We start from the raw sequence: 1755 nt of genomic DNA, 5'->3' as shown, positions 1-1755 counted from the left end.
TCTAGGCACCGCACCCCGCGAATGGGAGCGCGTCAGATCTACGAAGCGCTTAGGGATCAGATCCTGGGGCGCGTGTACGGCGCCGATGGGCTGCTGCCGTCGTCCCGCGCCCTCGCCGGGGAACTCGGCGTGTCTCGCGGTACGGTGACGATCGCCTATGAGCAACTCGCCGGCGGAAGGCTTCATCGAGATCCGCCATGGCGCACGACCGCGCGTTGCACAAGCTGTTGTCGAGAGGGGGCGCGTGCGCGCGACGTGGCGGCCATTGTCACGGAAGGTGCGACTGTCGGGCTACGGTGAGCGTTTGAGACAGGTCGCGCCGCGCTCGGAGGAGCAACCTCGCAACCTCCTCGCAAATTTTCGGTATGGTGACCTCACCTTCGGATTTCCCCGTGCTCGCGTGGAAAGAGCCGCGGTCGCTGCAATGACACGGCGGCCTGCGAGATTGGCCTACAACGATCCTTGCGGCTCTCGACGGCTGCGGATGGCGCTGCAGCCCTATCTCTGGCGTTCGAGGACCGTGCGATGCGAAGTGGATCAAATCATCATCGTGAACGGTTCGCAGCAAGGGCTCGACTTGTGTGCGCGACTGCTGCTCAACTCCGACGATCGGTTCGTCATGGAAGACCCTGGCTACCTGATGGCAAGGCACGTCTTCTCGGCCACCGGGGCAGCCGCGGTGCCGATTCCGGTCGACGTCGAGGGACTGGACACGGAGCGGCTTGCGAAGATCGAAGCGCGGCTTGCGCACGTGACGCCGTCGCATCAATTTCCGCTGGGCGGCGTCATGCCGATCGCGCGTCGGCACCAGTTGCTCGCCTGGGCAAGAAAGTTCGATGCCTACGTAATCGAGGACGACTACGACAGTGAGTATCGATACGACACGAAGCCGGTCCCCCCGCTGCACGCGCTCGCAGGTAGCGAGGACGTCATCTATCTTGGGATCGTCTCCAAGACGCTCTCGCCTACGCTGAGGATCGGCTATCTGGTGGTGCCCTCTGAACTCCAGCCCCTGTTCGCCGCGGCCAAGCAGATCATGGACAGGCACACGCCGCTGATCGAGCAGGAAGCGCTCGCGACGATGCTAATCGCTCGTGGCGCGAGAGTATTGATCGGGACCAAAGCATCTTTTATCAGACGAGATTCGGTCGGAATGGTGTGCTGGAACCTACGGCACGGGCCGAAGAGCCACTGGGGGTGGGAATGAGCGTGGGTGAGGCCGAACAAACCGGCAGGACCTTTAGGAGCAAAACGGATCTTGGTGAGACAAGATTTAAGCTCTCGTGGTTCCTGGCAAACGCTAAGCTGGATTAGTTTCTGAGGTTGGCGGCTATCCAGGGCCAAATGAACACTGGGTTCTCATCATTGAATCTGAGATTCATGGACACTTAAGGTGTAGGCATGGCGAAGGTGTCGAGCGGATTGACTTTAGCGCACGCAGAGACGGAACGGCTCGTTCGCGACAGCGGAATGAAGTTATTGAGGATTGGCGATATCTGATTCCATATGGCGCAGACATTTTGAGCCATCCGAGCCGGCATTTTCGCAGATTAGAATTTCGATACCTGCGGGCGACGAGGGCATGATTCTACACTGGGGTCGGCTCGGCACTCGCAAGTTGGCGGGAATGGATCGGCGCCGAGGGGCTCTATCCCCGAGCGCAGCACACGGAGAGTCCCTTCAGCGAGGCTTCGCCGTCCAACTCCCGCTTGCCTGCGGGAAAGGCGGACAGAGGCGCTGTCAAGCGGCTTCCGT

At 60.9% G+C, this 1755-nt stretch carries 1 pseudogene; it reads left to right on the top strand.

Annotation, left to right across the window (positions count from 1 at the left end):
- Window positions 1-1087: pseudogene (locus KIP88_RS48965) on the top strand (PLP-dependent aminotransferase family protein); the annotation flags it as partial.
- Window positions 1088-1755: the final 668 nt, after the last annotated feature.

This window comes from Bradyrhizobium sp. SRL28, from assembly GCF_018596315.1.
In the GTDB taxonomy this organism is placed as follows: Bacteria; Pseudomonadota; Alphaproteobacteria; order Rhizobiales; family Xanthobacteraceae; genus Bradyrhizobium.
This window is presented reverse-complemented; position numbering and strand designations above follow the sequence as displayed.